This window comes from Qipengyuania gaetbuli (genome assembly GCF_020524765.1).
Taxonomy (GTDB): Bacteria; Pseudomonadota; Alphaproteobacteria; order Sphingomonadales; family Sphingomonadaceae; genus Qipengyuania; species Qipengyuania gaetbuli_A.
The window spans coordinates 1,179,350-1,204,310 of sequence record NZ_JAIVLR010000001.1; the positions used below are offsets into that span (position 1 = coordinate 1,179,350).

Annotated in this window: 22 protein-coding genes; 17 read left to right on the forward strand and 5 right to left on the reverse strand. The window is 65.9% G+C overall.

Going from position 1 to position 24,961, the window contains the following annotated elements:
• Positions 1 to 50: 50 nt before the first annotated feature.
• On the reverse strand, positions 51 to 1,334 hold the full coding sequence (gene murA / locus LC083_RS05975) for a UDP-N-acetylglucosamine 1-carboxyvinyltransferase (protein WP_160608484.1): 1,284 nt from the start codon (positions 1,332 to 1,334) through the stop codon (positions 51 to 53).
• A gap of 127 nt (positions 1,335 to 1,461) precedes the next feature.
• Here murA and galU point away from each other — a divergent pair, with 127 nt between their 5' ends.
• Positions 1,462 to 2,340: a UTP--glucose-1-phosphate uridylyltransferase GalU gene (galU, locus tag LC083_RS05980; RefSeq protein WP_226699593.1), complete on the forward strand. Its 879-nt coding sequence runs from the start codon at positions 1,462 to 1,464 to the stop codon at positions 2,338 to 2,340.
• Positions 2,341 to 2,416: 76 nt separating this feature from the next.
• Here galU and LC083_RS05985 read toward each other — a convergent pair whose 3' ends face one another.
• Positions 2,417 to 4,105 (reverse strand): M28 family metallopeptidase, encoded by a 1,689-nt coding sequence (locus tag LC083_RS05985; RefSeq protein WP_226699594.1) that lies wholly within the window; start codon positions 4,103 to 4,105, stop codon positions 2,417 to 2,419.
• A 101-nt stretch (positions 4,106 to 4,206) separates the two neighbouring features.
• Here LC083_RS05985 and glnE point away from each other — a divergent pair, with 101 nt between their 5' ends.
• The 11 genes from glnE to LC083_RS06040 all read left to right on the forward strand — a co-directional run bounded on the left by glnE (position 4,207) and on the right by LC083_RS06040 (position 16,882).
• Positions 4,207 to 6,891: a bifunctional [glutamate--ammonia ligase]-adenylyl-L-tyrosine phosphorylase/[glutamate--ammonia-ligase] adenylyltransferase gene (glnE, locus tag LC083_RS05990; RefSeq protein WP_226699595.1), complete on the forward strand. Its 2,685-nt coding sequence runs from the start codon at positions 4,207 to 4,209 to the stop codon at positions 6,889 to 6,891.
• The gene (locus LC083_RS05995) at positions 6,888 to 7,358 is read left to right on the forward strand and encodes a peroxiredoxin (RefSeq protein ID WP_226699596.1); all 471 of its coding nucleotides are present in this window, start codon (positions 6,888 to 6,890) and stop codon (positions 7,356 to 7,358) included. Before glnE ends, LC083_RS05995 begins: the two co-directional genes overlap by 4 nt.
• Positions 7,355 to 8,155, forward strand: coding sequence for a ferritin-like domain-containing protein (locus LC083_RS06000; RefSeq protein WP_226699597.1), 801 nt, complete (start codon positions 7,355 to 7,357; stop codon positions 8,153 to 8,155). Before LC083_RS05995 ends, LC083_RS06000 begins: the two co-directional genes overlap by 4 nt.
• Positions 8,156 to 8,297: 142 nt before the next feature.
• On the forward strand, positions 8,298 to 8,987 hold the full coding sequence (locus LC083_RS06005; protein WP_226699598.1) for a M23 family metallopeptidase: 690 nt from the start codon (positions 8,298 to 8,300) through the stop codon (positions 8,985 to 8,987).
• 161 nt (positions 8,988 to 9,148) lie between these two features.
• Positions 9,149 to 10,696: an acyl-CoA synthetase gene (locus LC083_RS06010; protein ID WP_226699599.1), complete on the forward strand. Its 1,548-nt coding sequence runs from the start codon at positions 9,149 to 9,151 to the stop codon at positions 10,694 to 10,696.
• A complete protein-coding gene (locus LC083_RS06015; protein ID WP_226699600.1) occupies positions 10,696 to 11,997 on the forward strand; it encodes a cytochrome P450 in 1,302 nt (433 codons plus the stop codon). The genes LC083_RS06010 and LC083_RS06015 overlap by 1 nt, the downstream gene beginning before the upstream one ends.
• A gap of 188 nt (positions 11,998 to 12,185) precedes the next feature.
• On the forward strand, positions 12,186 to 12,824 hold the full coding sequence (locus LC083_RS06020; RefSeq protein ID WP_226699601.1) for an OB-fold-containig protein: 639 nt from the start codon (positions 12,186 to 12,188) through the stop codon (positions 12,822 to 12,824).
• A gap of 12 nt (positions 12,825 to 12,836) precedes the next feature.
• Positions 12,837 to 14,600: a flotillin family protein gene (locus tag LC083_RS06025; protein WP_226699602.1), complete on the forward strand. Its 1,764-nt coding sequence runs from the start codon at positions 12,837 to 12,839 to the stop codon at positions 14,598 to 14,600.
• Positions 14,601 to 14,683: 83 nt separating this feature from the next.
• A complete protein-coding gene (locus tag LC083_RS06030) occupies positions 14,684 to 15,640 on the forward strand; it encodes a hypothetical protein (RefSeq protein WP_226699603.1) in 957 nt (318 codons plus the stop codon).
• 65 nt (positions 15,641 to 15,705) lie between these two features.
• Entirely contained in the window at positions 15,706 to 16,710 is a 1,005-nt protein-coding gene (locus tag LC083_RS06035) for an agmatine deiminase family protein (RefSeq protein ID WP_226699604.1), read from the forward strand.
• Positions 16,711 to 16,744: 34 nt separating this feature from the next.
• On the forward strand, positions 16,745 to 16,882 hold the full coding sequence (locus LC083_RS06040) for a hypothetical protein (RefSeq protein ID WP_226699605.1): 138 nt from the start codon (positions 16,745 to 16,747) through the stop codon (positions 16,880 to 16,882).
• Here LC083_RS06040 and LC083_RS06045 read toward each other — a convergent pair.
• The 3 genes from LC083_RS06045 to LC083_RS06055 form a co-directional block, all read right to left on the reverse strand.
• Positions 16,879 to 17,625 (reverse strand): sulfite exporter TauE/SafE family protein, encoded by a 747-nt coding sequence (locus LC083_RS06045; protein ID WP_226699606.1) that lies wholly within the window; start codon positions 17,623 to 17,625, stop codon positions 16,879 to 16,881. The two genes, LC083_RS06040 and LC083_RS06045, sit on opposite strands and share 4 nt — an antisense overlap.
• A 9-nt stretch (positions 17,626 to 17,634) precedes the next feature.
• The gene (gene thrS, locus LC083_RS06050) at positions 17,635 to 19,653 is read right to left on the reverse strand and encodes a threonine--tRNA ligase (RefSeq protein ID WP_226699607.1); all 2,019 of its coding nucleotides are present in this window, start codon (positions 19,651 to 19,653) and stop codon (positions 17,635 to 17,637) included.
• Positions 19,654 to 19,894: 241 nt separating this feature from the next.
• Positions 19,895 to 21,559, reverse strand: a complete 1,665-nt coding sequence (locus tag LC083_RS06055) for an alkaline phosphatase D family protein (RefSeq protein WP_226699608.1) — start codon at positions 21,557 to 21,559, stop codon at positions 19,895 to 19,897.
• Between the two features lie 163 nt (positions 21,560 to 21,722).
• On the opposite strand from LC083_RS06055, the gene LC083_RS06060 reads away from it, so the two are divergent.
• The 5 genes from LC083_RS06060 to LC083_RS06080 all read left to right on the forward strand — a co-directional run bounded on the left by LC083_RS06060 (position 21,723) and on the right by LC083_RS06080 (position 24,924).
• Positions 21,723 to 21,905, forward strand: coding sequence for a hypothetical protein (locus tag LC083_RS06060; RefSeq protein ID WP_226699609.1), 183 nt, complete (start codon positions 21,723 to 21,725; stop codon positions 21,903 to 21,905).
• Positions 21,902 to 22,483 carry a hypothetical protein gene (locus tag LC083_RS06065; protein ID WP_226699610.1) on the forward strand — a complete coding sequence of 194 codons (582 nt, stop codon included), beginning with the start codon at positions 21,902 to 21,904 and terminating at the stop codon, positions 22,481 to 22,483. The genes LC083_RS06060 and LC083_RS06065 overlap by 4 nt, the downstream gene beginning before the upstream one ends.
• On the forward strand, positions 22,480 to 22,671 hold the full coding sequence (locus LC083_RS06070) for a helix-turn-helix transcriptional regulator (protein ID WP_160608498.1): 192 nt from the start codon (positions 22,480 to 22,482) through the stop codon (positions 22,669 to 22,671). The genes LC083_RS06065 and LC083_RS06070 overlap by 4 nt, the downstream gene beginning before the upstream one ends.
• Before the next feature lie 94 nt (positions 22,672 to 22,765).
• Entirely contained in the window at positions 22,766 to 23,851 is a 1,086-nt protein-coding gene (locus LC083_RS06075) for a YjgN family protein (protein WP_226699611.1), read from the forward strand.
• The gene (locus tag LC083_RS06080; RefSeq protein WP_226699612.1) at positions 23,851 to 24,924 is read left to right on the forward strand and encodes a M48 family metallopeptidase; all 1,074 of its coding nucleotides are present in this window, start codon (positions 23,851 to 23,853) and stop codon (positions 24,922 to 24,924) included. The genes LC083_RS06075 and LC083_RS06080 overlap by 1 nt, the downstream gene beginning before the upstream one ends.
• The last annotated feature ends 37 nt before the right edge of the window (positions 24,925 to 24,961 follow it).

The window sequence follows — 24,961 nt, forward strand, 5'->3', positions numbered from 1 at the left end:
TTCGTCGAAAGCTCAACGAACCGCATTCGGGAAAGGTCCGGCCCAGCCACTCAGTCGTCGCCGACCCGTTCGATATCAGCGCCGACAAGCTGGAGCTTCTCTTCCAGCCGCTCGTAACCGCGGTCGAGGTGGTAGAGACGGCGTACCGTCGTCTCGCCTTCGGCGGCAAGGCCGGCGATGACCAGGCTCATGGACGCGCGCAAATCGGTCGCCATGACTTCGGCGCCGGTCAGTTCGACCGGGCCGCGCACGACGGCGGTCCGCCCGCTCGTCTCGATATTCGCACCCATGCGCGCCAATTCGGGCACGTGCATGAAGCGGTTCTCGAAGATGGTTTCCTTCAACACGCTGGTGCCTTCCGCCTTGCACAGCAGGCTCATCAGCTGGGCCTGCATGTCGGTCGCAAGGCCGGGGAACGGCGCGGTGGTCAGATTGTGCGCCTTGAGCGGTCCGTTGGCAGCGACGTGGACGCCGCCCTTCACCTGCTCGACCTCGACGCCGATGTTGCGCAGCGCGTGGATGGTCGAGGCCATGTCGTCGAAATTCGCGCCTTCCAGCAGCACTTCGCCACCGGTGATGGCCGCCGCGCAGGCATAGGAGCCGGCCTCGATACGGTCGGGCATGACGCGGTAGGTCGCGCCGTGCAGGCGCTTCACGCCGTGAATGGTGAGTTCGGACGTGCCGATCCCTTCCATCTCCGCGCCCATCGCGACGAGCAGGTTGCACAGGTCGACGATTTCCGGCTCGCGCGCGGCATTGATGAGCTTGCTCGTGCCCTTCGCAAGGACCGCGGCCATGACCGCGTTTTCCGTCGCACCGACCGAGACCACGGGGAAGTCGTATTCGCCGCCGGGCAGGCCGCCGTCGGGCGCGATGGCGCGGACATAGCCCTGTGCCAGTTCGATATGGGCGCCGAAGGCTTCGAGTGCCTTCAAGTGGAGGTCGATCGGGCGGTTGCCGATAGCGCAGCCGCCGGGCAGCGACACGGTCGCCTCGCCCATGCGCGCCAGCATCGGGCCGAGCACGAGGATCGATGCGCGCATCTTGCGCACGAGGTCATACGGCGCGACCGTCGAGGTGATGCGCGGCGCTTCCATGGTCATCACGCGGCCGAAATCTTCCGGACGGTGGCCGGCGATCGTGTGCGCCACGCCGAACTGGCCCATCAGGTGCTGGAACCCGTCGATATCGGCAAGTCGCGGCAAATTGCGCAAGGTCACCGGCTCGTCGGTGAGCAGGGCACAGGGGATGAGCGTCAGGGCGGCATTCTTCGCGCCCGAGATCGGGATCGTGCCGGAGAGGCGGTTGCCGCCGCGAATGAGAAGTTTGTCCATGGGTCCGATGCCTTTAATGCCATGTGGCGCACAGGCAAGCGTCATGCACCTGTCACCCCGCCTGCCTACTACACGCATCTCCGCCAATTGTTGACCTGCCAGAGAGGCAGCCGTAACTCCCGCCGCCATGACCACGCACAAGCCGATCAAGAAAGCCGTCTTCCCCGTTGCGGGTCTCGGCACGCGCTTCCTGCCCGCCACCAAGGCGATCCCGAAGGAACTGCTTCCGATCGTAGACCGCCCGCTGATCCAGTATGCAGTGGACGAGGCGCGCGAGGCGGGGATCGAGCAGATCATTTTCGTGACCGGCCGCGGCAAGACCGCGATCGTCGAACATTTCGACGTGGCCTACGAACTGGAATCGACCATGTCCGAACGCGGCAAGGACATGAGCGTGCTCGACCCGACCCGCGCCACGCCCGGCGACATCATCACCGTGCGCCAGCAGGTCCCGCTCGGCCTCGGCCATGCGATCTGGTGCGCCCGCGCCATCGTCGGTGACGAACCCTTCGCCATCCTGCTGCCCGACGAACTCATGATCGGCGAACCCGGCTGCATGAAGCAGATGGTCGAGGCCTATAACGAGGTGGGCGGCAATCTCATCTCGGTGCTCGAAGTGCCGGAAGACGAGGTTTCGAGCTACGGCGTGATCGCGACGGGTGCGCAGGTCTCCGACACGCTGACCGAAGTCACCGGCCTGGTCGAGAAACCGAAGCGAGAGGATGCGCCCTCCAACAAGATCATCTCGGGCCGCTACATCCTGCAGCCCGAAGTCATGCGCGTGCTGGAAGACCAGGAAAAAGGCGCGGGCGGGGAAATCCAGCTGACCGACGCCATGGCCCGCATGATCGGCAACCAGCCGTTCCACGCGGTGACCTTCGCCGGCAACCGTTACGACTGCGGCAGCAAGACCGGCTTCGTCGAGGCGACGCTGGCGCTGGCCCTCGAGCGCGAGGACATGGGCGCCGAAGTGCGCGCCATTGCCGAACGCCTGCTCGCACGCTGAAATAGCCGATGCATGAAGAAAGGGCCGGTCCGCCGCATTGGCGAACCGGCCCTTTTCTAGTGGAGCCCTGATAGCGTCAGCAGCCGGTATCGGCCGATGCGCAATTCTCGTCGCGGGTGGCCTTGAACTCGTCACCCTCGTTCCAGTTCGGCCAGCTCGTGCTCATGCCGAGCATGCGGCCGATGCGGTACATCAGCTGCAAATCGGCCATCACGCCCGACCAGTCCCAGTTCGGATCGTATTCGTCCTTGGGGCCGTGGTAGCGGTTCTCGCGATAGTCGAGCGCGAGAGCCGCGCCGGCTTCCTTGCCGCCGTCGACCAGGTCCTCGCCGCCGTCGATATAGAGCATCGGCACGCCGCGCTTGGCGAAGGCGAAGTGGTCGGAGCGGTAGTAGTAACCGGCTTCCGGGTTCGGGTTGGGCGTGGCGACGCGCCCGTCGGCGGTCAGCGCCGCTTCGAGGAACTGGTCGAGCTGCGACTTGCCCGGACCGACCACGGTCACGTCCTTGCTGGGACCTGCAATGAGGAAGGCATCCATGTTGATGCCGCCCACCGTCTTGTCGAGCGGGAAGACCGGGTTCGCCGCGTAATAGTCGGCGCCCAGCAGGCCCGATTCCTCTGCCGTAACGGCAAGGAACACCAGCGTGCGGCGGGCAGGGCCGATCTTGGCATGCGCTTCGGCCAGCGCGACGAGTGCTGCAGTGCCGGTCGCATTGTCGACTGCGCCGTTGCAGATATCGTCGCCGTCAGGCGCGGGCGTGCAGCGGCCGAGGTGGTCCCAGTGGGCAGTGTGGATCACGTATTCCTCGGGCGCTTCACTGCCGGGCAGGATACCGATGACGTTCTGCGATTCAAACTTGCGGATGTCGTTTGCAAAGCTTGTCGAGGCCTTGAGGCCCAGCGGGACGGCCTTGAATCCCTTCTTCTTGGCATTGGCGAACAGCTTGGCCGGGTCCTGGCCGGCAGTCTTGAGGATTTCCTTGCCGATCTCGTTCTGGACCCAGCCGTTCATCTGCGTGAGCGGCGGAGCGTCCGCGCCGCGCTGGGCATAGGCCTGCGGGCCCGACCAGCTGCTTTCGACGACATTCCAGCCGTAGGATGCAGGTTCGGTGTCATGGATGATGATCGCGCCTGCTGCACCCTGCCTTGCGGCTTCTTCGTACTTGTAGGTCCAGCGGCCGTAATAGGTCATGGCCTTGCCGTTGAACGGCCCGTCGAGGCCTTCCGTGCCGAAGTCGGGATCGTTCACGAGGATGACCGCGGTCTTGCCGGTCATGTCCACGCCGGCATAGTCGTTCCAGCCCTTTTCGGGGGCGTTGATGCCGTAACCGACGAAGACCAGCTCGCTGTCGGCCAGCGTCGTTTTCGCATCTTCGCGATAGGTCACGCCGACCCAGTCCTTGCTGTATTCGAACGCCTTGTCGAAGCCCTTGCCCGAGATTGTCAGCGGTGCGTAATCCTTGCCGGTAATCTCGACCAGCGGGACCTTCTGGACCCACGAGCCATTGTTGCCCGGCTGCAGGCCGGCGGCCTTGAACCGTTCGGTCAGCAGGGCCACGGTCTTCTCCTCGCCGATCGATCCGGGCATGCGGCCTTCGAATTCGTCGGAGGACAGCGCCTCGGTCACTTCCTTCATCGTCGCTTCGGAAATGTCCGCCGCGGCGATGTCGGGGATGTCGAGGCCGGTCGTGCCGGGCTCGTCGCCGCCGGCGTTACACGCGGCAAGCAGCAGGGCTGCGGCAGCGGTCAGGCTAGTGCGTATCATGGGGGGCAACCTCTCTTGATCGTTTGCGCCGCGCTTGTTGCAGCACATGGGCCGCAAGGGCAAGCTTGCGCACACCGGCGCGCGCAGGCACACCGCGCGCCATGGCTGACGACTGGTCCGGAGCACTGGCAAGGGCGCGCGCCCACGCACCGTACCTCGCGCGCGGGCTGGAACTGCGGCCCGACCTTGCCGAACTGCTCGAACAGGGACGCGGGGGCGATGCGCTGGCTCTGGCCAAGGCCGCAGGCGAGGGGATCGCCGATGCGGGCCTGGCGCTGCGGCGCGAGAAACGGGCGCTGGCGACGGCGCTGGCGATCGGCGATCTCGCTGGGGCCTTCGATCTCGACAAGGTGATGCGCGAACTCTCGCTCTTCGCCGACAGGGCCATGCACCGCGCGCTGGAGGCGGCCATCGACCGTCGGGTCGAGGGCGCGCCGGTGGACGGGATGATTGCGCTCGCGCTGGGAAAGCACGGTTCGGGCGAACTCAATTATTCCTCCGACATCGATCCCATCCTGATTTACGATCCGGAACGCCTCGCGCGGCGCGAGCGCGACGAGCCGGGCGAAGCGGCCCAGCGCTATGCGCGCGAGATGGTCCGCCTGCTGGCCGACGTGACGAGCGAGGGTTACGTCTTCCGCGTCGATCTGCGGCTGCGGCCCGCATCGGAGGTCAGCCCGCTCGCCATCCCGCTCGAAGGAGCGATCACCCATTACGAAAGCTCGGCCATCGCGTGGGAGCGGGCAGCCTTCATCCGCGCCCGGTCGTGCGCGGGCGACATCGCTGCGGGCGAGCGCTTTCTCGACCATATCCGGCCCTTCGTCTGGCGACGCAGCCTCGATTTCGGGGCCATCGACGCGATCCGCCAGCTGACCCGCCGCATTCGCGAACAGCAGCGTGGCCCCACTGCCCCTGCGCCGGGCTACAACGTCAAGCTGGGCCGCGGCGGCATTCGCGAGATCGAGTTCTTCGCCCAGACCCACCAGCTCATCCACGGCGGGCGCAACCGCGAACTGCGCTGCAAGCGGACCCGCGACGCGCTCGATGCGCTGGCGGCTGCAGGCCATATCGCGGCCGAGGACGCGGCCATCCTCGGCGCTTCCTATGACGGGCTGCGCCGTATCGAGCACCGCCTGCAGATGGTGGCCGACCGCCAGACCCACTCGCTCCCCGAAGGCGAGGCGCTCGACAATGCAGCGCGGCTGGACGGGTTTGCCGGCGGGGCCGAATGGCTCGAACACATCGCCTCGCTCACCGCACCAGTTGCGGCACGCTACGATGCGCTGCTGGCGGAGGACGAGCGATCCGTCCCTGCCGACAGCCCCCACCTGGCACCGGTGACCCCAACTAAGGAACTCGACCCCGAACTGGCGGAGCGGGTGAAGGCGTGGACCGATGGCCGCTATCCGCCACTGCGCAGCCCCGCGGCGCTATCCGCCTTCGAGGCGATCCGCGCGCCCTTGCTCGATTCGCTGGCGGCTGCCGACGAACCGGACCGCGCCGTCGCCCGCTGGGAAACGCTGCTTTCGCGGCTGAGCAGCGCGGTGAACCTGTTCCGCTTGCTCGAAGCTCGACCCGGCCTGTTCCAGCTGCTTGCCGACTGCCTCACGCTCGCCCCGCCGCTGGCCGATGCGATTGCCTTGCGCCCTGAACTGGTCGACGCCCTGATCGACCGCAGCGCGCTCGACCTGCCGGGCAGCCGCGAAGAACTGGCCGAAGCGATGATGCGCGGCGAACGCGGCGACACCTATGAAGACCGGCTCGACCGGATCCGCATCGTTACGGGCGAGACGCGCTTCGCGCTCGGCGTGCAGCTGATCGAGACAGCGCACGACCCGCTCGATATCGCGCAGGCCCTCTCGCGCACGGCGGAAGCGGCACTGGATATCGCGCAGCAGGCGGCGAGCGAGGAATTCGCGGCCCGCCACGGACGCATCAAGGGAAGCGAACTGGTCGTGCTGGGGCTCGGAAGGCTTGGCGGCGGAATGCTGACCCATGCCTCCGACCTCGACGTGGTCTACCTCTTTACCGGATCGCACGAGGGCGAATCCGATGGCGAGCGACCGCTCGGCGCCACGCTCTATTTCAACCGCCTCGCCCAGCGGGTGAGCGCCGCCCTGTCGGTGCCGACAGCCGAAGGCGCGCTCTACGAGGTCGACACGCGGCTGCGTCCCCAGGGCGCGCAAGGCCCGCTCGCGGTGAGCCTCGATAGCTTCCTGCGCTACCAGGCCGAAGACGCCTGGACCTGGGAGCACATGGCGCTGACCCGCTCGCGTGCGCTGACCGGCAGCGATGAGGCGCGCGCGCAGATCGAGGAGGGGCTGCGCGAAGTGCTCTGCCGCAGGCGCGATCCGGACACGCTGAAGGAAGACCTGCTCAAGATGCGCAGCGAAATGGCGGCGCACAAGCCGCCGCGCGGGCCGCTCGACGCCAAGCTGCTGCGCGGCGGGCTGGTCGACCTCGAATTCGTCGTCCATTTCCTGCAATTGCGCGACGGCATTGCGCTTACCCCGCGCCTCGATGACGCCATTGCGCAGCTGGCGGCGCGCGACCTGCTGCCTCCAAGTCTTGGCGATGCGCACGACTTGATGACGCGGCTGCTGGTGGGTACGCGCCTGCTCGCCCCCGACCTCGCCATCCCGGCAGGCCCGCAGGGCGCGATCCTTGCGCGGATCTGCCGCTGCGAGGATTTCGCGGCGCTGCGCCAGGCGTTCGACGATGCGCGGGCGGCAGTGGCACAGGCATGGACCGCCCATATGGGCGAGAGACTGGAGATGGACGAATGAGCACTTACGACGTCGGCGACGCCTTTCCCGATTTCAGCATGGAAACGCCCGATGGCGGCACGGTGACCAAGGGCGACCTGTCCGGCGCAAAGGCAGTCGTCTTCTTCTATCCGAAGGACAATACGCCGGGCTGCACCACAGAGGCCAAGGACTTCAGCGCGCTCAAGGGCGAATTCGACAAGGCGGGCGTCCGCCTGCTTGGCGTCAGCAAGGATTCGCCCAAGAAGCACCAGAATTTCATCGCCAAGCACGGTCTCACGGTCGACCTTGCGACCGATGCGGAGGAGGGCGGCCTGTCGGACGAACTCGGCGTGTGGACGGAAAAGCAGATGTACGGGAAGACCTTCCTCGGCATGGTCCGCTCCACCTATCTGCTGGCAGGTGACGGCACGATCCTGCGCATCTGGCCCAAGGTGAAGGTCAAGGGCCACGCAGAGGAAGTGCTCGAAGCGGCAAGGGGCGCATGACGTCACGGCGGCAATCGATTGCGGCTGCCATCCGTGCCGCGCTGCTGACCGGGGACAAGACGGGCAAGGTCTTCGCTGCAAGGCAGGTGGCGCGCGACTGGCGGCTGGGCAGGCTCGATCCGGTCTTCGACTGCCCTATTCCCGATCGCCCCGCCTGGCCGGGCGATCTGGTGCTGGCCGCCCCGGGACAGATGCCCAAGCGCGGCAAGGGCGGGTCCGAGCGCGGGCGAATCGCCCTGTGGCACGCGCTGGCCCATATCGAGTTCGTCGCCATCGACCTCGCGCTCGACATGGCCGGGCGGTTCGGCGAATCGATGGGCGAGGAGTTTGTCTCCGACTTCCTTGCGGTCGCAGCGGACGAGGCGATGCATTTCGCCCTGCTGGAGCGCAAGCTCGCGACGCTCGGTTCCTATTACGGGGCATTGCCCGCGCATGACGGCTTGTGGAGCGCCGCGCAGGACACGGCGCATGACGTCGCCGCGCGGCTCGCGATCGTGCCCATGGTGCTAGAAGCGCGCGGCCTCGATGTCACGCCCGCGACGATCGAGCGCGTGCGCTCGCAAGGGGACAAGAACGGGGCGCGAATCCTCAAACGAATCCTTGACGACGAAATCCGCCACGTCGCCTACGGCGCCAAGCACTTTCGGACAGTATGCGAGGCGCGCGGAGAGAACCCGCCAGAATCATGGCAGAAACTCGTCCAGACGCATTTTTCGGGAGGGCTTAAGCCACCATTCAACGACTCGGCGCGTTCGACAGCCGGTCTGTCGCGGGACTTCTACGCGCCTATTGCTTAGTTAACTTTTCCGCCGATAACCCAAACTCACGAGATGCCGGGGGGTTCCGGCGGAACTGAAAAACACGATCGGCAAGGGCACGGGACGCCCACCGGTCGAAAGCAAAACGGCCACGCAAAGGGGCCGACAGGACGGGTTAGCAATGATTTCCAAGCGCAGCACGATTGCAGTGACGATGCTTGCCGCAGGCATGAGCATCGCAGCCGCTCCGGCTCACGCGGAAACCAATGCGGCAGCAGCCGCGGTCGGCGCCATCGACGTGTCGAAGGTTACTGCCGAAAACGCAGGCGAAGCGGACGAACAGTTCACCGAACTTTTCGCCAAGTGGGAAAATCCGGGCCAGGCCTCGCTCCTGACTGCCGGTCCGAAGGTTTCGGTCCCCTCGCGCATGCCGCTCGAAAATACCCGCCTGACCAGCGATTACGGCATGCGCACGCATCCGGTTCTCGGTCGCCGCATGGGCCACAAGGGCGTCGACCTTGCCGCCCCGACCGGCACGCCGATCTATGCCACTGCCGACGGCGTGGTCTCGAAGGCAGAGAAATTCTCCAGCTACGGCAACTTCGTCTCGATCGAGCACGGCGCCCGCATCCAGACCCGCTACGCCCACATGTCGCGCATCGCAGTTGCCGACGGCGCCCGCGTCAAGAAGGGCGACATCATCGGTTACGTCGGTTCGACCGGCCGTTCGACCGGTCCGCACCTGCACTATGAAGTCCGCATCGACGGCAACGCCGTCAACCCGGTTCCCTACATGGTCGAATCGTCTGCCCAGCAGGCCTTTGCGCTTGCCATCGGCGAAGGCGGCCAGGGCGGCGCAGACGAAAATTGAGGCGATAACGCCAGGGGCTTCGCGCCCTTCGGGTTCGCAGGAAGAGGCGCCGGTTCATTCCGGCGCCTTTTTTCTTGCCCGTGCGCGCCATGCAGGTAGGTTTCCTTCCGCAACCGGATGAGTCCGCCAACAGGACCGACGGCGAGGAGAGAGAAACAGGCATGCATCCTATCACGCACGCGCAGGCGCGACCCGACCATCCCGCGATCATCATGGCCGGTTCCGGCAAGACGGTCAGCTATGGCGAGATGGAAGCCTACGCCAACCGCTTCGCCCAGCTGATGCGGGCGCGCGGGCTCAATCGCGGCGATCACGTCGCGATCCTGATGGAAAACAATGCCGACTACCTCCAGCTGGTCTGGGGCGCCCAGCGCTGCGGCATCATGATGGTGCCGATCTCCACCCGCCTGACTGCACCCGAGATCTGCTACATCCTCGATGATGCGGGCGCGAAGCTGCTGATCACCACCCATGCCTTCGACGATGTGATGCAGGATATCCGGCGCGAGTGCGCGGGCGTTCCTGTCCTGCTGGTCGGCGGCTCGGGCGAGGAGAGCCTCGAAGATGCGCTTGCCGCCCAGCCGGCAGAGCCGATCGCGGACCCGCTGCCGGGCCAGTACATGCTCTATTCCAGCGGGACGACCGGCCGGCCCAAGGGCATCCGCCCCGCTCCGCCGGACGATGACGACGTGCTGGCCGTGACGCCGCTGGTGGGCCTCGCCGTCATGGGCGTGGGCTGGCCGACCGACGGGAGCATGATCTACCTCTCGCCCGCCCCGCTCTACCATGCGGCCCCGCTCGGCTGGTGCACCACCGCACATCGGCTCGGCGCGACGATCGTGGTGATGGAGAAGTTCGATCCGGAAACCGCGCTGGCTGCGATCGAGAAATACAAGGTCACCGACAGCCAGTGGGTCCCGACCCATTTCGTGCGCATGCTCAAGCTCGACCCCTCGATCCGCACGAAATACGATCTGTCGAGCCACCAGCGCGCCATCCACGCGGCCGCCCCCTGCCCCGTGCCGGTCAAGCGCGAGATGATCGAGTGGTGGGGCCCGATCATCGTGGAATATTACGCCGGCTCCGAAGGCATCGGCATGACGCTGATCAAGAGCGAAGAATGGCTCGCCCACCCCGGCTCGGTCGGCCGCGCGATCCACGGAGTGCTGCACGTCTGCGATGCGGACGGGAACGAGGTGCCGGCCGGCACCGACGGCCTGCTTTATTTCGAGAACGACAAGATCCCGACCTATCACAACGATCCGGAGAAGACCCGCGACGCCATGCACCCCAAGGGCTGGATGACGCTGGGCGATATCGGCCACGTCGACGGGGACGGCTTCCTCTACCTTACCGACCGCAAGAGCCACATGATCATCTCGGGCGGGGTGAACATCTACCCGCAGGAGATCGAGAACCTGCTGGTCACGCATGAGAAGGTGATGGATGCCGCCGTTATCGGTGCGCCTTGCCCGGACTTCGGAGAGAAGGTCGTGGCCGTGGTGCAGCCGATGGACATGGGTGAAGCGGGCGAAGCGCTGGAAGCGGAGCTGCGCGATTTCCTCAGCCCCCAGCTGGCCAAGATAAAGATGCCCAAGCTGTTCGACTTCCGCGCCCAGCTGCCGCGCGAGGCCAATGGCAAGCTCTACAAGCGCGAACTGCGCGACGAATACCAGAAGAAGGCCGAAGCAGAGACGGAGCAGGCGTGATGGCAACCATGGACCGGCCGACACTCGACCGCGAGACCGCTCGCGAGGTCGTGGACCCAGCAAGCTACGCCGCATGGGACCCGCTGCTCGACACCTTCGACCGGCTGCGCGAGGAGAACCCCGTCGCCTGGATCGAGCCGGGCGAGGAATATGCCCACCCGCCCTTCTGGCTGGTCACGCGCTATGACGACGTGATGCGCATGTCGAAGGACAATGCGACCTTCCTCAACAATCCGCACACGGTCGTCTTCAGCCTGACCGAAGGTATCGAATTCGCCAAGGCGATGACCGGTGGCAGCGAGCATCTCGTCGCCAGCCTCGTCACCTTCGACGGGCCGATCCACATGAAGTACCGCAAGCTGACGCAGGAATGGTTCATGCCCAAGAACCTGCGCTCGGTTGAAGACGAGATTCGCGAGATCGCCAGCGCCGCGGTCGACCGCCTGCTGGCCGAGGGCGAGGAGGTCGATTTCGTCAAGGCAGTCAGCGCGCCCTATCCGCTGCACGTGGTGATGCAGATCATGGGTGTGCCCGAGGAAGACGAGCCGCGCATGCTGATGCTTACCCAGCAGCTGTTCGGCGGGCAGGACGACGATCTCAACCAGTCCGGCATCAAGAACCTGCCGCCCGAGGCGATCACCCAGCTGGTCGCGGGCGCAGTGGCCGATTTCGAAGCCTATTTCGCCAAGCTGACGGCGGAACGGCGCGCCAATCCCACCGGCGACGTCGCCAGCACCATCGCCAATGCGGTGATCGACGGCGAGCCGCTCAACGACCGCGACATGATGGGCTACTACATCATTCTCGCCGCGGCCGGGCACGATACGACCAGCGCCAGCACGGCAGGTGCGATGCTCGCCCTGGCGCAGGACCCGCAGCAATGGGAGAAGGTTAAGGCCGACCGCTCGCTTTTGGGCGGGATCGTCGAGGAAGCGATCCGCTGGACCACGCCGGTGCAGCACTTCATGCGCACCGCTGCCGAGGATACCGAGGTCGGCGGACAGCAGATTGCCAAGGGCGACTGGCTGATGATGAACTACGTCGCTGCCAATCACGACCCTGCGGTGTTCGACAACCCGCGCAAGTTCGATGCCGCCCGCAGCCCCAACCGCCACCTCGCCTTCGGGGCAGGCGCGCACCAGTGCCTCGGCCTGCACCTTGCGAGGCTGGAAATGCGCATCCTGTTCGAAACGCTGCTCGACCGGATCGACAGCGTCGAACTGGCGGGCGAGCCGAAACGGGCGAAATCGACCTTCGTCGGCGGGCTCAAGACGCTGCCGCTCCGCCTGAAGGCAAGCTGAAGTCACAAACTTCCGAATTGAAGACAAACGCCCGCGATTGCGGGAGAAATCGTACTATCGATTTCCGATTTTCCTACCCAAACACCCCCCGTTCTGCTAACTGATTGGTATGGATAAAACAGTAGGACGATGGGCTTTCGGCTCCGGCTGAGAGCGCGGCGCACTGCGCATTTTAGGGGGAGGGGATTATGACATTGCTGGAACCGCACAACCTGCCGTTTGCAGGTGCGCTGGCGATCATGCTCGTCCTCGCGATCTTCCAGCTGTTCGGGCTAACCGACATGGCCGGGGATGCCGATCTTGGCGCGGGTGCCGATGGTGACGGCCTGATCGAAACCGGCGCGTTGGACGGACTGTTCGCACTGCTCGGCATCGGCCGCCTGCCGGTCACCTTGTGGTTCGCGCTGTTCCTGTTCGTCTTCGCGGCGATCGGGCTGAGCGGGCAAGAATTGGCGGAAAGCCTGACCGGTGCCCCGCTCCATGCGTGGCTGGCCGCGCTGCTGGCGGGCGGCGCTGCGCTTCCGGTGACGGGCGCGCTTGCACGGCCGCTGGGAGCGATCATGCCCAAGGACCATACCACCGCGGTCAACCTCGCCAGCCTGCTGGGCCGGCGCGCGACGATCACGGACGGCGTGGCCCGCAGCGGATCGCCCGCCCGCGCCAAGGTGCGGGACGTGCACGGCCAGGTGCATCACCTGATGGTCGAGCCGCACGAGGAATCGTCCGAACTCCACGCCGGCGACGAGGTTCTGCTCGTCCGCCGCGAGGGAAATCAATTCTACGCGACCGCGCTCGCCGAGCGTCGCTTGTCGCCAACAGTCAACTGAGAAGGAGGAGCAATGGAAACCCTATTTGGAACTTCGATGGTGGTGACGGTCGGGGGCTTTATCCTTGCCCTCATCTTCATCACCTTCCTGCTGAAGATGTACCGTCGTGCATCGAAGGAAATCGCGTTCGTGCGCACTGGCGTCGGCGGCGAGAAGGTCGTCATGAACGGCGGCGCGCTCGTCTTCCCGATCTTCCACGAGACCATGCCGGTCAACATGAACACGCTGGTGCTGTCGGTGGTGCGCCGCGACAGCGAGGCGCTGATCACGCTCGACCGCCTGCGGATCGACGTGAAGGCGGAATTCTACGTCCGCGTGAAGCCCGATGCCGAAGCGATCGCGATGGCGGCGCAGACGCTGGGCCAGCGCACGATGCAGCCCGAGCTCCTGAAGGACCTCGTCGAAGGCAAGTTCGTCGACGCGCTGCGCAGCGTGGCTGCGGGCATGACGATGAACGAGCTGCACGAACAGCGTGCCGACTTCGTCCAGAAGGTGCAGCAGGTCTCGTCCAACGACCTGGCCATGAACGGCCTGGAGCTCGAATCGGTCTCGCTGACCGGTCTCGACCAGACCAGCATCGAGCACTTCAACGCCAACAACGCCTTCGACGCCGAAGGTCTCACCAAGCTGACCGAGCAGATCGAGGCGCGCAAGAAACTGCGCAACGACATCGAGCAGGACACGCGCGTGCAGATGGAGACGAAGAACCTCGAAGCCGACCAGAAGAGCTTCCAGATCAAGCGTGACCAGGAATACGCCCGGCTCGAGCAGGAGCGCGAGGTCGAGGTGCGGCGCGCCGCGCAGTCCTCGGAAATCGCCCGCGAACAGGCCGAGCGGACCCGTGAGGCAGACGCTGCACGGATCGAGGCCAAGAAGCAGGTCGACGCGCAGCAGATCGAGGCCGACCGTCTCGTCGAGGAAGCCCGCATCGACCAGCAGCGGGCACTCGAAATCGCTCGCCAGGAGCAGCAGATCGCGGTCCAGAACAAGAGCCGCGAGGAAAGCCAGGCCAAGGCCGAGGCCGACGAGGCCCGTGCCAAGGCGGTCGCTGCCGAAGAACAGGTCGCAACCAGCCGCGAGACCGAAATCGCCGAGCGCCAGAAGCGCATCGAGCTGATCGAGGCCTCGAAGCAGGCAGAGCGTGACGCGATCAAGATCCGTGTCGATGCCGAAGCCGAGAAGGATGCGGCCTCCAACCGCGCCGAAGCCATCCGCCGCGAAGCGGAAGGCGAGGCCGAGGCAGAGAAGCTGCGAGCCGAAGCTGCTCGCGTGCGCTTCGAAGTCGAGGCGGCCGGCCAGCGGGCGATCAACGAGGCGGCGAACATCCTGTCGTCCGACCAGATCAGCCTGCAGACCAAGATGGCACTGCTCAAGGTCCTGCCGGAACTGGTCCGCGAAAGCGCCAAGCCGATGGAAGCGATCGAGAGCATCAAGATTGTCCAGGTCGACGGGCTCACCAATGGCGGCGGCAAATCGTCGGGCGGTGCGGTTTCTGCCGGCGGCTCGGGCAACCTTGCCACGGACGCGGTCAGCGCGGCGCTCGCCTACCGGGCGCAGGCGCCGGTCCTCGACGGGCTGATGAAGGAACTCGGCCTCGACGGCTCGAGCCTCAACAGCCTGGTCAAGGGCCCGGCCGAGCAGACCGCGGGCTTTGTGGTCGAGGACAAGGCCGAAAAGGCCCCGAAGGACGAGGCTTCGGCAAAGCCCGAGAAAAAGGCACTGCCTGCCAACGGCAAGCCGAAGGGCGACAGCGAAAGCAAGCCTGCCGACGCCTGAGCTTCGGCCTGACAACAACGCAAAGGGGCGCTTCGGCGCCCCTTTCATTTTGCGCACGGCACCAAACGGGGTACTGAGTCCCCATGCTTCGCAGCGTCATCGCTCTCGCACTCGCCTTGTGGACCGCGCCCCTGCTGGCTGCACCCCCTCCGGCAGCCGATCCGCTATCGGTCGAAATCCAGCTGGACGACATCGAACGTTTCGTGGCGCTGTTCGAGCGGACCGGCGGGGCACCCACTGCAGAGCAGTTGCAGCGCGAGTATCTCGACCCGGGCAGCTATGGCGTGGAAGTGTTCACGCCCAACCGGATCGTCAGCGCGGAACGGCTGGCAGCAGCGATCGCAGCCGACCCGCAGGCCTACCGGAATGCCATCGACGAATGCCTGCCGCAAGTCCGTCTGGCCAATCGGGACCTGCGCTCCATTTACCTCGGACTGCGCGGCACCTTTCCCGATGCCTCGCTCCCGCAGGTCTATGTCCTCTTCGGAGCCGGCAATTCCGGCGGAACGGCTGCAAGCGGCGCGCAGGTGCTAGGATTGGAGGTGCTCTGCAGGATGGCAGCCTCGCCCGAAGACCTGCGGCGCACGCTGCGGCATTTCTTCGCCCATGAAACCGTTCATGCGCTGCAGAACGATGCCGGGCGCGCAGCTGGCAGGGATTTCCTGTTGCAGAACATCCTGGCCGAAGGGGCGGCCGATTTCCTCGCGCGCATGGTGACGGGCGAGGAACCCGACGCCTCCCGCGCCGACTGGGCGGCTCCGAAGGAGCAGGAGCTCGTCGCCACGCTCGCAAGCGACATCGATGTCGTGGCCAGTGCGACCGAGGAAACGCGGCCACAGGCAGAGGCCGCCATGTACCGCTGGGTGCGCAATTACGGCGCCGCTCCGGAAGGCTGGCCGAGCGAGCTGGGCTACTGGATGGGCATGCGTATCTGGGAAGCCTATTGGTCGCATGCCGATGACAAGCAGGCTGCGCTCCGCCGAATGCTGACGATCGAGAACCCGCGCGAAATCCTTGCACTGGCCCGCTCCGGCACCTGACGCCCTCGCGCACCGCCGCGCTTTTTGTTTGCGCGCCCGACGCATCCCGGCCTAACCGCGCGGCCATGACCGACGCATCTTCTTGGATCATGCCGCCCGAATGGGCTGCGCAGGACTGGCTCTGGATCGGCTTCCCGCACGATGCGGATGAGTGGCCCGAAGTGCTCCCCCGCGCGCAGGAGCAGATCGCCGCCTTCGCCAGCGCAGTGGCCGAAAGCGGTCAGGAAGTCCGCCTGCTGGTGCGCGACGATGCCAACGAGGCGCGGGCGCGGTCGCTCGTGACCGGAGGCGTCAAGCTGGAGCGGCGCGCCTATGGCGATGTCTGGCTGCGCGATACCGGGCCGCTGGTGGTCGCCAATGCAGCCGGCGAGCGGGCAGCGCGGCGTTTCGGTTTCAACGGCTGGGGCGGCAAGTACCTGATGGATGGCGACCAGACCATCGGCGCCGAGCTGGCCCGCGACGAAGGCCTGCCGCTCGATACGGCGGACTGGATCCTTGAAGGGGGTGCGGTGGACGGCGACGGCACCGGCCTCGTCGCAACGACCGAGCAATGCCTGCTCAACCCCAATCGCAACCCCCATCTGTCCCGCGAAGAACTCGAACACCGGCTCGCCCGCGACCTCGGCTTCACCCGGGTGCTGTGGCTGGGCGACGGGCTGATCAACGACCACACCGACGGCCATGTCGACAATCTCGCGCGCTTCGTTGCGCCCAATACGCTGGTGATCCCGCGTGCAACCGGCACTGGCGACCCCAACGCGGAAATCTATTCCGATGCGAAGCGGCGGGCAGAGGCGGCAGGCGTGGAGGTACGCGAAATCCCCTCGCCCGGTCTCGTGACCAGCGGCGACCATGTGGAGCCGGCAAGCTACGTCAATTTCGCCATCACCAGCCACCTCGTGGTCGTGCCGACATTCGGCAGTCCGCATGACGAGGAAGGCGTCGCGGCCATCGCCGACCTGTTCCCCGACCGGGCCACCATCGGCCTGCCGGGCGATGCCGTGCTGGCAGGCGGCGGCGGTTTCCACTGCGCCAGCCAGCAGATGCCCTCCGCAGGCTGGAAGCCTTAACACTTCGTTAGGGTTTGCAGGCGAGAATGGTCGCATGGCCAAGGCTATCGCTCTTGCACGCACGCATGTCCCGTCGATCCCGGCGGCCGAAATGGTGCGCATGGCTGTCGTGAGCGGCTGCGGGCTCGCACTGGTCCTCGCCGGACCGGCCCTGCCCTTCTTAACGACCTAGGCGAACGCCTTCCACAAGGCGCCCATGGCGGCTGCACCCAGCACCACGCCCACGCAAACCCGCCACGTCCGGTCCTCGATCCTGCCCGACGCCCGGTTGCCGAGCCAGTTGCCGAGGAGCACCGCCGGGAACAGCACGACCGCGAACAGCGCCAGCTTCCAGTCGAGCACGCCGATTGCACTGCCGCTGACAAGGCCCGTGGTCGAAGCGCAGGTGAAGATCAGCAGCATGGATGCCTTGGCCGTCTCGCGCGGAATGTCGCGCCCCACGTAATAGGGCACGACCGGCGGCCCCGGCATCCCGGCATACCCCGTCATCAATCCGCTCAGCACTCCGACACCGGCCGTGGTGGCGGGGTGATGGTCCAGCGCGCCGCGACGCGGCAACAGCACGGCGACGAAGGCGGACAGCGCGATAAACGCAATGACCACGCGGGCGAGCGCGGGCGTGGTGATGCTGAGCAGGTAGAGGCCCACCGGTGTCGTCACCGCGACCAGCGCGATAATCGCCCAGGCCGATTTCTCCGCCTCGCGCACCAGCCGGCGAATCTCGGAAAGCCCGATGAAGACCGAGAGGAAATTGGTCAGCAGGACGGCATGGACAGGTGACAGTGCCAGCGCGAGGATCGGCACGATCAGGATCGCCATGCCGAAGCCTGTCAGGCCGCGCACGAAGGCGGAGCCGAATGCGGCCAGGAGCGCGGCGGTAATCGCCGCCGGTCCGTAGCCCGCGAGCAGCTCCATCCGTTCCGCTCAGCCTTCGCGCAGGTCCGGCGGCGTCGCGTCGTCCTTCAGCATCGCAATCGCCTCGTCGAGGCTCATCACCTTCTGGTGCTGCTGGCCGAGAGTACGCACCGCGACAGTGCCCTCTTCTGCCTCGCGCATGCCGACGACCAGCAGGTGCGGCACCTTGGCATGGCTGTGTTCGCGCACCTTGTAGTTGATCTTCTCGTTGCGCAGGTCGCTCTCGACACGGATGCCCGCTGCCTTGAGCTTCTCGACCGCTTCCTTCGCATAGCCGTCCGCATCGGACACGATGGTCGCGACGACGGCCTGCACCGGCGCAAGCCAGGTCGGCAGGCGTCCGGCAAAGTGTTCGATCAGAATGCCGATGAAGCGTTCGTAGGACCCGAAGATCGCGCGGTGGAGCATGACCGGACGGTGCTTCTCGCCGTCTTCGCCGACATAGGTCGCATCGAGGCGGTCGGGCAGCACGCGGTCGCCCTGGATCGTGCCGACCTGCCAGGTGCGGCCGATGGCATCGGTGAGATGCCATTCGAGCTTGGGCGCGTAGAAGGCGCCTTCGCCGGGCAGTTCTTCCCAGCCGTATTCCTCGTTCGCCATGCCGGCTTCGGCCACGGCGTCGCGCAGTTCCTGTTCCGCCTTGTCCCAGTCCGCCTCGCTACCGAAGCGCTTTTCGGGGCGCAGGGCGAGCTTGACGTGATAGCTGAAGCCGAAGTCGCGATAGACTTCGTCGGCCAGCTTGCAGAAGGCGCGAACCTCTTCGACGACCTGGCTCTCGGTGCAGAAGATATGCGCATCGTCCTGCGTGAACTGGCGCACGCGCATCAGGCCGTGGAGCGCGCCGTGCGGTTCGTTGCGGTGGCAGCAGCCCATTTCGCCCAGCCGGATCGGCAGGTCACGATAGGAAGTGATGCCCTGCTTGAACACCAGCACGTGGGCCGGGCAGTTCATCGGCTTGATCGCCATCCATTCGGCATCGTCGGCGACCTTGGGCGAGGCAGCGGTTTCGCCGTCATCACCCACTTCGGGCACGATGTCGGGGACCGCGAACATGTTCTCGGCATATTTCCCCCAGTGCCCGGACTGGGTCCACTGGCGCACGTCCATCAGCTGCGGCGTCTTGATCTCGCGGTAGCCCGCACCGTCCATCTTACGGCGCATGTAAGCTTCGAGCTCGCGCCAGATGCGGTAGCCCTTGGGATGCCAGAACACGCTGCCATGCGCCTCTTCCTGGAGGTGGAAGAGATCCATCTCCCGGCCGAGCTTGCGGTGGTCGCGCTTGGCGGCTTCCTCGAGGCGCGTCAGGTGCGCATTGAGCTGCTTCTTGTTGAGCCAGCCGGTGCCGTAGATGCGCGTGAGCTGCGCGTTCTTCTGGTCGCCGCGCCAATAGGCCCCTGCAACACGCATCAGCTTGAAGGCATCGGGATCGAGCTTGCCGGTCGAGGCAAGGTGCGGGCCGCGGCACATGTCGAGCCAGTCCTCGCCGCTACGATAGACCGTCAGCTCCTCGCCCTCGGGCAGTTCCTTGGCCCATTCGGCCTTGAAGACTTCGCCTTCGGCTTCCCACTTTTCGATGAGCTGCTGGCGGCTCCAGACTTCGCGCGTGAGCGGCTTGTCGGCCTTGATGATCTCGCGCATCTTTTCTTCGATTGCGGGCAGGTCGTCCATCGAGAACGGCTCGCGCGTGGCGGGTGCCTTCACATCGTAATAGAAGCCGTCGTCGGTCGCCGGGCCGAAAGTGATCTGCGTGCCCGGGAAGAGCGACTGGACCGCTTCGGCAAGGACGTGCGCGAAATCGTGCCGTGCGAGTTCGAGCGCGTCTTCCTCGTCGCGGGCAGTCACCAGCGCCAGCTCGGCATCGCCTTCGAAGGGGCGGTTGATGTCGCGCAGCTCGCCGTCGACGCGCGCGGCGATGGCGGCCTTGGCAAGGCCGGGGCCGATCGCGGCAGCGACATCGGCAGGCGTGGAGCCTTCCGGCATCTCGCGTACCGAACCGTCGGGCAGGCTGATCTTGAGCAGTTCCGTCATGTCACTCGTATTTCCGTCTCGTTAGGGCGCGCCCTGCCACAACGGAGCGCGCACCGGAAGGGCGGTGTCGCTGGTTTATCGCGATTTCGGGAAGCTGACACCCTGCCGCCCGAAACCGGGCGGCGGGAAGCCGCGGATCAGACCGCGACCGACCGCCCCCGGAATCCCGAGGTGGTGGTAGTGGTCGTCGTGAGGCGCGTGTGCGTCATGCCGGACGAGATAGCGCCGAGAGGTTAAGAACTCAACCGGCCTGCAAGGCCCGCTGGCCTGCAAGCGCCGTCACCCGGTGAGTGCCGACGACACCGGCGCCCTTGTCGCGCACGCCTGCAAGGAAGCGGAATTCGCTGGTGGCGCTCGACGGGGTCAGCTCCACGGCCATGTAGCCGCGACGCGATGCGTCCATCCATTTGAGCTCGGGATTGCGCTCGACCAGCGCGCCGGCAATGTCGGCAGGCTTCAGCTGCGGCAGGAAATTCTCGAACCCGGGAGACGTGACCGACTGGCCGCCGAATTCCACGCCGACCCGCTCGCTGCCATGCGTCAGGTCGAAGGCCCAGGCATTGTGCGTGTCGCCTGCAAGGCTGACGAGGTTCGCCCCGGCCGCCAGCGATGCTTCGTAAAGACGGTCGCGCGCGGCGGGATAGCCGTCCCAGGCGTCCATGTTGATCGGCAGGCCTGCGCGCGATGCGAGCGCCCCGGCGACCACCCTGCGTTGCACGAAGTCGGGCAGGCCGGATGGAAGGTTGTCGGTCAGCGAGGTTGCCGAGGAGGACTTGCCGAGCAGCACCTGCTGGACCAGCACCTGCCAGGCCTTGCCGCCCTTGGCCGAACGCATGAGCCCGTCGGCAAGCCAGTCCTGCTGCTCCGCCCCAAGCACCTCGCGCGCGGGATCGCGGTAGCGCTCCTCGCGAAAGGCAGTGAGCGCGGCGATGCCCTGTTCGGGCGATGTCGTCCCGCGCAGCAGCATGCCGTAATCGAACTGCTGCGAGCGCGCGGTCAGGCGGGTTTCCAGCCGGAACAGCGTGGCAAGATCGCCGACCTCGTACGCCGCCCACGGCTCGTCCGACACCGGCATCCATTCGCGATAGGCGCGCATGGCTGCAGCCTTGCGCACGCTCCATTCGCCCTCGGTCTCGCTTTGGTGGTTCTGGGCACCGCCTTCCCAGCTGTCATTGGTGCTTTCGTGGTCGTCCCAACCGGAAATCATCGGGTAGACCTGATGCAGGCGGCGCAGGTCCGGATCGCTGCGATACTGGGCGTATCGCGCGCGGTAATCGTTCAGCAGGACGATCTCGGACTGCGGGTCGAGCGGCGCACGGACGGCCAGCCATTCGGCTTCCGAGGGGTAGGTGCCCTGTCCGTATTCGTAGAAATAGTCGCCGAGGTGCAGCGCGCAGTCGAACTCGTTGGCATCGGCTGCGTGGGCATAGGCATTGAACCAGCCGAAGCCGATGTTCGAGCAGGAAAACACCGCCATGCGCCAGCGCGCCGTCGGCCCTTCGGGAAGGGTGCGCGTGCGGCCAGTATCGGACACCGAGCCGTCGGGGGCGATGAAGCGGTAATAGTACCACTTGCCCGACCGCAGCCCGTCGGCCCAGGCCTTGGCGCAGCAATCCGTGTCGGGGCTGGCAATCGCGCTGCCTTCCGCCACCGGATCGGCGAAATCCTGTGTCTCGGCGACCTGGAATTCGAGCGCCACGACCTCGTCGGCAACATAGCGCGTCCACAGGATGACCTTGTCGACGCCCGGTTCCCCGCTCGCCACGCCGTGGGTGAACCCGCGCGCGCCCGATGCCGCCGACAGCGGAGCCGCCAGAAGGCCCGCCCCCAGCGCGCCGCCCTTCAGCAACGTGCGCCGGTCGAGCGGCGCTATCGGGGCGGATGCAGGCGGTTCGGTCTTGAACATGTGGCGTCTCTCCTCGTCGCCCCAATGCCTGCGCTGCGCGACAGGCTCGTGACAAGCCCAAATCGCGTGGACGGAAAGCACCCGCTCCATTTTGGAAAGTATACTTGACAATGAGCAACTCGCATGACAAACACGTTTTACACAAATTCAAGGAGGCTTGACGATGTCCCGCATGATTGTTGCCATCGGCCTTTCGGCCACCACGATACTCCTGGCGATCGGAGCCACGCAGGGCCTGGTCCCTGCGGCGCTGGCCGAGACGGCCGTGATCACCCTCCCCGCCCTGGCGGTGGTCACGTTGCGCCCGGCCAAGGCCTGCAACCCGCTGAAGGCGTTCCGGGCGTGAGCGCGCAGGAAACCGCACGCAGCGGACGCTCGCCCGGCTTCTGGGCCGGCCTCTATCTCGCCGTCGTCGCGATGATCGGTGCACTCAAGATCGCCGATGCCATCAATGGGCCGACCGGCTTTATCCTGATGGCCGCGTCCTGCGGTTTGCTGATCCCGATGGTCCGCGCGCAGAACCGCGGCGATTGCAGCAGCGCTGCCACGCTGGCCTACAACAAGCGCGTGATCGCCAGCAGCTTCGGCTATGTCCTGGGCCTCGGCATCGCGATAACCGTGTGGCGCAATTACGAGCTGTCCGCGCCGGCGGTGTTCGCGATATCGCTCCTGCCGGTGCTGCCGACCTTCGGCATCGTCTGGGCCATGGCGCGCTACCTTTCCGACGAGACCGACGAATACCTGCGCCACCGGACGACCATGGCATCGATCCACGGCCTCGGCCTGGTGCTGTCGGTCGGCATCCTGTGGGGCTTCCTCGAGATGTTTGAACTGGTGCCGCACGTCTGGGCCTGGTGGGTCCTGCCCGCCTGGGCGATCGGAACCGGCCTGTCCAACCTGTGGCAGAAGGTGCGGGGAGAATGAAGAACCGCCTCAAGGTCCTCCGCGCCGAGCGCAACTGGAGCCAGCAGGACCTCGCCGAGCGGCTGGAAGTCAGTCGCCAGTCCGTCAATGCCATCGAGACGGGCCGTTACGACCCCTCGCTGCCGCTCGCATTCCGCATTGCAGATGTTTTCGAGACACAAATCGAAGAGATATTCCTGCGCGACTGAGCGGCGCGCTTGACTTGCAACCCCTCGCCCTGAAGAACCGCCGGTGGATGGTAGTCCATTCGGATTTATAGGGCGGGGGGTCGCTACAACTTCTATGGAACAGGGACATATCGAGGCGGACAGCGCCTTCGGTTTCGACGGCAATTGGCAGGATTTCGCGAAGATCGCTTTGCCCAACTTGCTGCTGACCATCGTTACGCTGGGTATCTACCGCTTCTGGGCGACCACGCGTGAACGCAAGTATCTCTGGTCGCACAGCCGCTTCGTCGACGAACGACTGGAATGGACCGGGACGGGGAAGGAACTGTTCATCGGCTTTGCCCTGGTGCTTGGCCTGTTCGTGCTGCCGGTCTTCCTGCTCAACCTGGTCGCCCAGTCGCTGATTGCGCGCGGATATGAAGTCGCCGGTGCCATCCTCGGTATCCTGCCGCTGCTGCTGCTCTTCTACCTGACCGGCCTCGCGCGCTTCCGGGCGCTGCGCTACCGCCTGTCGCGCACCCGCTGGCGCGGCATTCGCGGCGGCAGCAACGACCCGGGCTTCAAATACGGCCTGTCCTACATGTGGAAGACCTTCGTCGGTTACCTGCCTGCAGGCCTGCTCATCCCCTGGTCGATGACCAGCCTGTGGAACGAGCGCATGGGCAAGATGAGCTTCGGCCCGCACCACTTCGAATCCAGTGCCGACAGCGGCAATGTCTTCGGGCGTTTCCTGCTGTTCTACCTGTCGCCCTTCGTGTTCTTCATCGGCGCGATCGTGGCCGGCGCCACCGGTGCCTTTGCCGGCTATGGCCTCGGCGGCGAAAGCGGCGCTGCGATGGGCGGTGTCGCGATGATCGTGGCGCTCGTGCTGTTCTTCTATATCGGCCTCGGCCTGATCGCGGTGGCCTTTTATGCCAAGTTCTACCGCGAGGTCGTCGGCTCGACGAGCTGGGGCGACCTGCGCTTCAATTTCGAGGCGTCGACCATGGACTGGGTCAAGCTGCTGATCGGCGACGCGCTGCTGGTGGTCCTTACGCTGGGCATAGGTTTCATCTTCCTCAGCTATCGCCACTGGAAGTTCTTCATGACCCACATGGAAGCCGGCGGCGAAATCCTGCTCGACGACCTGACCCAGTCGACCACCGCCACCGCGAAACATGGCGAGGGGCTGCTCGACGCCTTCGACATCGGCGCGATCTGATGCACGACGAGGCGTTCCAGCTGGCGGCCCAGTGGTACGACGGCCAGAACGCCGTCCGCCACGAAGGCGAAGCGGTGTGGGACGGGGGCGACAGCCTCCGTCTCGCCGCGCCGACCAGCCGCATGGAAGTGCCGCTATCCGACCTCGCATGGGGCGAGGAGCGCGGCGGGCAGAAAGTCTACCAGCGCACGAGCGAGCCCGATTTCCGGCTTATCCTGCCTGCCGAGCTTCCCGCCGGCCTTGCCGCGCGCTTGCCGGCCAAGGCGACGTATGGCGCCTGGGTCGACAATCTCGGTCTTGGCAAGGCGACTGCCATATTCGCCGCGGTCAGTGTTGCAGCCGTGGCGCTGTTCATGACCGCGCCCGACTGGCTGGGCCCGCGCGTACCGGTCAGCTGGGAACGCAAGCTGGGCGATGCCATGATCGGCGACTTCGGCGGACGGCTGTGCAGCACGCCCGCAGGCGATGCGGCCATGGCGAAGCTGCTTGATTCGGTCGATCCGGCCAAGGAACAGGTCCGCGCCGGTGTCGCCAATATCGGCATGGTCAATGCCGTCGCCGTACCCGGCGGGCGTGTCCTCCTGTTCGACGGGCTGGTCCAGCAGGCCGAAACGCCCGAGGAACTGGCCGGCGTGCTCGGCCACGAAGTCGGCCATGTGCGCGAACGCCACGTGATGACGGCGCTGCTGCGCCAGTTCGGCCTGTCGATCCTGCTTTCGGGCGCGAATTCGGGCGTGGGCGACACGATCTTCGGCCTCGCCTCCATGGGCTATTCGCGCGATGCGGAGCGCGAGGCGGACGAATTTTCGCGTGCCCGCATGGCGGAAAGCGACATCTCTCCCCTCGGCGCTGCAGAATTCTTCGAACGGCTCGGCGGAGACGAGGAAGAGAGCGAGGGCAGCAATATCACCGGCTGGATCGCCAGCCACCCGGGTCCCGGCGAACGCGCCCGCGCCTATCGCGCGGCGGCCAAGGGGAAGAGCTTCAAGCCGGTGCTGACCGACAAGGAATTCCAGGCCATCAAGTCGATGTGCCGCGAGGACCCCGATGTCGAGGAGTTCGAATTCTTCTAGGCTTGCATTGGCGGTCGCTGGCAGCGACAGCATGAGG